The organism is Luteibacter sp. P4_D7_3, assembly GCF_056401735.1.
In genome coordinates this window covers 1-4,963 of sequence record NZ_JBFUIT010000290.1, presented here as the reverse complement: position 1 = coordinate 4,963, position 4,963 = coordinate 1, and the positions used below count along the sequence as shown (strand labels likewise).

At 66.1% G+C, this 4,963-nt stretch carries 3 protein-coding genes; all 3 read left to right on the top strand.

All coding sequences use genetic code 11. The features are described 5' to 3' along the window. A partial coding sequence (locus AC1DSN_RS18245) for a hypothetical protein (RefSeq protein WP_477332068.1) occupies positions 1 to 2,874 on the top strand: 2,874 nt, incomplete at its 5' end. Positions 2,875 to 2,878: 4 nt separating this feature from the next. Beyond that, positions 2,879 to 3,379, top strand: coding sequence for an aspartyl/asparaginyl beta-hydroxylase domain-containing protein (locus AC1DSN_RS18240; RefSeq protein WP_477295850.1), 501 nt, complete (start codon positions 2,879 to 2,881; stop codon positions 3,377 to 3,379). Beyond that, positions 3,376 to 4,963 (top strand): AAA family ATPase (locus tag AC1DSN_RS18235; protein WP_477332066.1); only part of this gene is annotated, 1,588 nt, incomplete at its 3' end. The genes AC1DSN_RS18240 and AC1DSN_RS18235, both read left to right, overlap by 4 nt.

Sequence of the window (4,963 nt, the reverse complement as noted above, 5' to 3'; positions counted from 1 at the left end):
TCCGTCGCCGTGTTGCCCGGCGTGCGCCTTCGTGCAAAGCGCGAGGACAGCGGGCTGGAAGACTACCTCAGCGTGGAGACCGCGCGCGCACAGTTCGACGGCATGCTCGCTACCCGCGGCAACGTGGGCGTCGGCGTGGACCAGCCGCAGGCAAACCTGCAGGTCGAGCGCATCGTGACCGAGGGCGTCGGCAGCATCACCACCAAGGGGCGGCTGCTGAGGTTCGAGCACGCGATCCATCCGCCGCTGCGCCCGGGCGACCTGGTGATTCCCACCTTGCCGGCGGGTGCGGCGGTACTCACTCCGCAGCAGGCGGTGATCGGCGGCGCCACCAGCGATCCGGCGCAGTTCCAGATGGTGCAGGCCTTCCAGCAAGACCTCCTGGTGCCGGCGCGCTTCAGCTACGTGCGCGCCACACTGGTCAGCTTCTCCGCCACTGGCACGGTGGGTGAGTTGCTCAACATCGGCATCGACGGCAGCGTGGGACTGGGTGTGCGGGCCGGCGCGCAGACCGGCGCGACCGGTGTCTCCGCGCTGACGATAACGCCGGATCGCCGTGTCGGCATCGCGCTCAACGGCGACGCCGTACCGCGCGTGACGCTGGACGTGAACGGCGATGTCATGGCCGGCGCCTTGACCTGCAGTGACGCTGTCGTAGCGAAATCGTTCGAGGGCAACGGCAGCAAACTGCGGAACCTGCCGATCCTCAGCTACTGGACCAAGCAGGACCCGTCCTCGCCGTACAGTGGGATCTACTACGACACTGGCAACGTCGGCGTACAGATGCGCGATACACCGGCGTCGCTGAGCGTGGGTACAGGCCAGAGCTTCATCGGTTCGGGACTGGTTTCCGCCATGCCGTCCGACTCGAATAGCGGGATCAAGGGCGCCGACGGCGTCGCCTACGTGACTCTCACCGGCACGCAGACCGCCTTCGTCGACGAGGTGCAGGTGGGAGATGCCATTCGCCTGGGCGAGCTTCTCAAGCAGTACCGGCAGGTCCGGACGGTGGTTTCGAACGAGCAGTTGGAACTGACCGAACAGTTTCCCAGCATTGTCCGGGCCTCCTCCTTTAAGTACCTGCCTGCCGGGAGCGCCGGACTACCGGGAGCGGCACAGCTGGTCCAGACCGCCGCACCCACGCCGCCGGATGGCAATGACGGCAGCGGCACCATCAGCAGCAGTGGCACCACGCTTACCGGCGTCAAGACGGCGTTTCTGACGGAGCTGCGCGAAGGCGACTGGATCCTGATTCCGGAGTTCCGGCCATCGACCATGGAGGGCTACCAGGACCAGTGGTTGGTCAGCAAGGTGACGGATGACCGCACGCTGGTGGTCATCGACTCGACGGGGCACGGTGTGCCCGCCAACGTATCGGCGTTCCTGGTGGCGCCGGCGCTGCTCGCCGTGATGCAAAGCAATAGTGTCGCATCCGACAAACCGCCACCGCCGGCGATGCTCGTGGCCAACAATCGGCAGGACATGTCCAAGGACAGCGAGAAGGCGCCTAACACGGTCGCCATCAACGTACCATTCTCGAAGCTCGATGCCCGTTATGCGCTGCAGGTGGATGGCAAAGTGAGCTTCCAGGGTGGCGGCAGCTTCGGCGACCTGACGGCGAAGACCGTCACTGTCACTGACTGGATCAAAATCGCCGGCGCGGGCGACGGCGGCAACGTGCTCACGGCCGGCACCGCGACGGGACCGTCGCTGCTGACGGTGACGCAGACCAACGTGGTGGTCGGCGCCGGCAAGGGCACCAGTCCGCTGGAAGTGGGCGGCGACGCGCACGCCACCGGCAACATCGTGTCCGATAAGGAGCTGCAGGGCGTCAGCGCGACGCTCAGTGGCACCGTGACGGGCAAGGCGCTGGCCGCGACATCGATGAACGTGGGCGGTGTGCAGGTCGACGACAAGGGCGGCGTCACGCTGTTCGGCGCACGCCAGCCGATCACCTTCACCAAGAACCAGGCAAGCGGCATCGCCGCGACCGATGGCTTCATCCAGGCCACGATCGGCACCTTCTCGAGCGACTTCAGCGCGAACTTCGCCGGCCTGGTCAGCTGTACCGTACAGAACGGTACCACCGTTACCGGCGTCACCTATGCCTCGGCCAACACCACCAAGGAAGTGATCAAAACCAAGAAAGGCACGAATACGTATTACCTCCCGCTGTTCGGCAACATCTRCATGCCGGTGCGCAAGGGCGAGCAATGGACGCTGGTGTACCTGGCGGAAACGATATTCAAGCCGGCAGCCGACATCGTCGCCTTCTGGATGCCGCTGGGGCCCGGCATGACGCAGGCCCCGCTGCCGGCGGCACCGACGGGACCGGATCTTGCCGAGGTGGCCAGGCAGTTCGAGGTGCTTCGCCAGCGCGCGCTAAGCGGAAGCCTGGTCCCGCCGGCCTCGTTGGAAGCCATACAGAAGGCGATCGACCAGCGCGTCGGCGATCTGGCCCGCGTGCTCGGCGACGCCACGGGCATGCCGCCCGACGAAGAAGCGCGCACTGCCTTCGTGCGACAGCTGGGCGCGTTGGCCTGCTCGGCCGCATTGCCCGTGCCGGACGGCCACCGGGTAGACCAGCCGCGCGTCGACGGGGTGATCGACACGTTTGCCACGTTGACCGGGCGCACCTTCACGGCGGCGCAGCGTACGCTGCTGGAAGAGGCCATCCGTGCACTGGAATCGGTCAACGACAGTGACGAGGCCCGGCACGATGCGAAGACGATCAGCGACAACATCCGACTGTTCCTGCGCACGCTGCAAGAGGTGACGGGGCTGACCTTCGACGCCACCCGGATGCGCCTGCTGACCCGGGCGCTTGCGCGCCTGGTCGGCAACGGCTCGCAGGAACCGGTGCAGGAGCAGTGACGCCATGTTCTATCCGGACCATGCCTTGCCTGCCACCGCGCTATTGCGCGAACACTGGCGCCTTATCCGCGACGAATGTCTCGCACTGCCATCGTCGGATTTCGTCGCATGGCCGGAGGTGGAGCTCTACAACCACGGCTGGGACATCTATGGGATGGTCGCACAGCGCCGGCGCCTGCTGGAGAACTGTGTCTTCTGCCCGCAGACCGCCGACCTGCTGCGGTCGCTGGACGGCGTGGTCAATGCGGGATTCTCGCGGCTCGCACCCGGGACGCGCATCCTGCCGCACGTCGGTTACCGGCACGCGAACGTGCGTTATCACCTGGCGCTGCAGGCCGACGGCGATTGCCATCTCCGGGTCGGCGAGGAGAGCCGGCCGTGGCGGGAAGGGCATAGCCTGCTGTTTGAAGACATGGCCACGCACGAGGCGTGGAATCACGGCAGCCAGACGCGCATCGTCCTGCTGGTGGATTTCGACCGGACCTTGCTGAGGGACGAGACATGAGCCTGCCGCCGGGACCGGCCGACGACAACGCCGTCTTCCTGGAAGGCTTGTGCCGCTACGCCGACCTGCTGATCGACCGCGCGGTGTCGCGCCGCGAAGCGGCGGCGGCGGCCGCGGCGACGGGCCACCTTGCAGTACGCCAGCGTGTGCTGCGCGAGCAGTTTTCGATGGCCATGGATGTCGAAGTCACCGCCCTGTGGGAGGCGTTGCAAGCGACGATGGAGGATCTGCTCGACAGCGACCGCTTCGTGMCTTGGGTGCATCTGGTGCAAATGTTGTCATTGGGGCCGCTGGAACAGCAGGTGATGCTGGTGGCGCTGTTGCCCGATCTCGATGACGCTTATCGCGGGATGCTGGCTGAACTGGCCGAGGGAGAGCGTGTGGCTGAGGGCTGGCTGCCGCTCTCCGCGCTGTCCTACTTGCTGGACGATCCCTCGCAGGCGCACACGGTTCTTCTTGCCGACAATGCCTCACGCCGGTGGAGCGTTCTTGAATGGGAACCCCGCTCCGACGTGTCGCGCTTGCGCGGCGGATTCCGTCTCGATGAGACGCTATCCGGCTATTTGTGCGCCCGCGCCGTGCCGCAGTTGCAACTGTACGAAACGCTGCGCGAACTGGATCCGGTGGCCTCGCTGGACGAGCTATCGCTCGAGCCGGCGGTGCGAGAGCAGGCCCAGCGTTTCGTCGAGCGTTGTGGTGGGGATGCACCCGACGACATGTCCTTCGTTCTGCAGCTGCAGGGACCCGATGGTCACGCACTGGAACAGCTGTGCTCGGCCATCTTCCTGTCGCTGCGTATGGCCTGCGCCGAACTGGACGGCGCCCAGCTCGCCGCCCACGCGGGCGATGGCCGCGCGGCAGTGCTCGAGCGCGTGCGCCTGCTGTGCCGCAATGCCATGTTGTGCAACCGCGTGCTGGTACTGACCCAGTGCCAACGCCTCAGCGGCGATGCGGCCGACGAGGAATCGAGGGCCCTGTTCGCCGCCGTGTTCGACACCTTGCTGGAAAGCCAGCGTTATGTCGTGGCGATCAATRCACCGTCACGACTGTTGTCGGAACGCGCGCATCGCTACACCGCGCATCCGGTGGTGCCGGTGCTGATCCAGCTGGCCATGCCTACCGCCGCCGGGCGCCGCCGTACCTGGCAGCAGGGCGCCACGCGCCATGGTCTGGCCTTACCGGACGAGTTGCTGGATCGCCTCGCCGGCACCTATCTGTTTACCGAAACCCAGATCGAGTCCGCACTGAAGGAACTGGAAAGCCGCCGCCTCCTCGACGGCGACGCACCGCTGAATCGACTCCTGTTGGATGTATGTCGCGACGCCAGCGTCAGCGAGCAGTTCAGCGTCGCTGAGGAAGTGAAGACGCGCTACCGTCTGGAGGACATCGTGCTGCCGGCAACCACGCGCGCCTGGTTGGAGGAGCTGCTGCAGTACGCGCGCAACCGCCACCAGGTGATCGAGCAATGGGGTTTCGACGGCCATCAGGCCAACAGTCGCAACCTGTGCGTGCTGTTCTACGGGCCGTCCGGCACCGGCAAAACGATGGCCGCCTCGGTGATCGCCAATGAACTCAACCTGGGTC

What these genes read in the sequence shown, in the direction of transcription:
- AC1DSN_RS18240 (WP_477295850.1), top strand. Translation starts at nt 2,879, where the DNA reads ATGTTCTATCCGGACCATGCCTTGCCTGCCACCGCGCTATTGCGCGAA.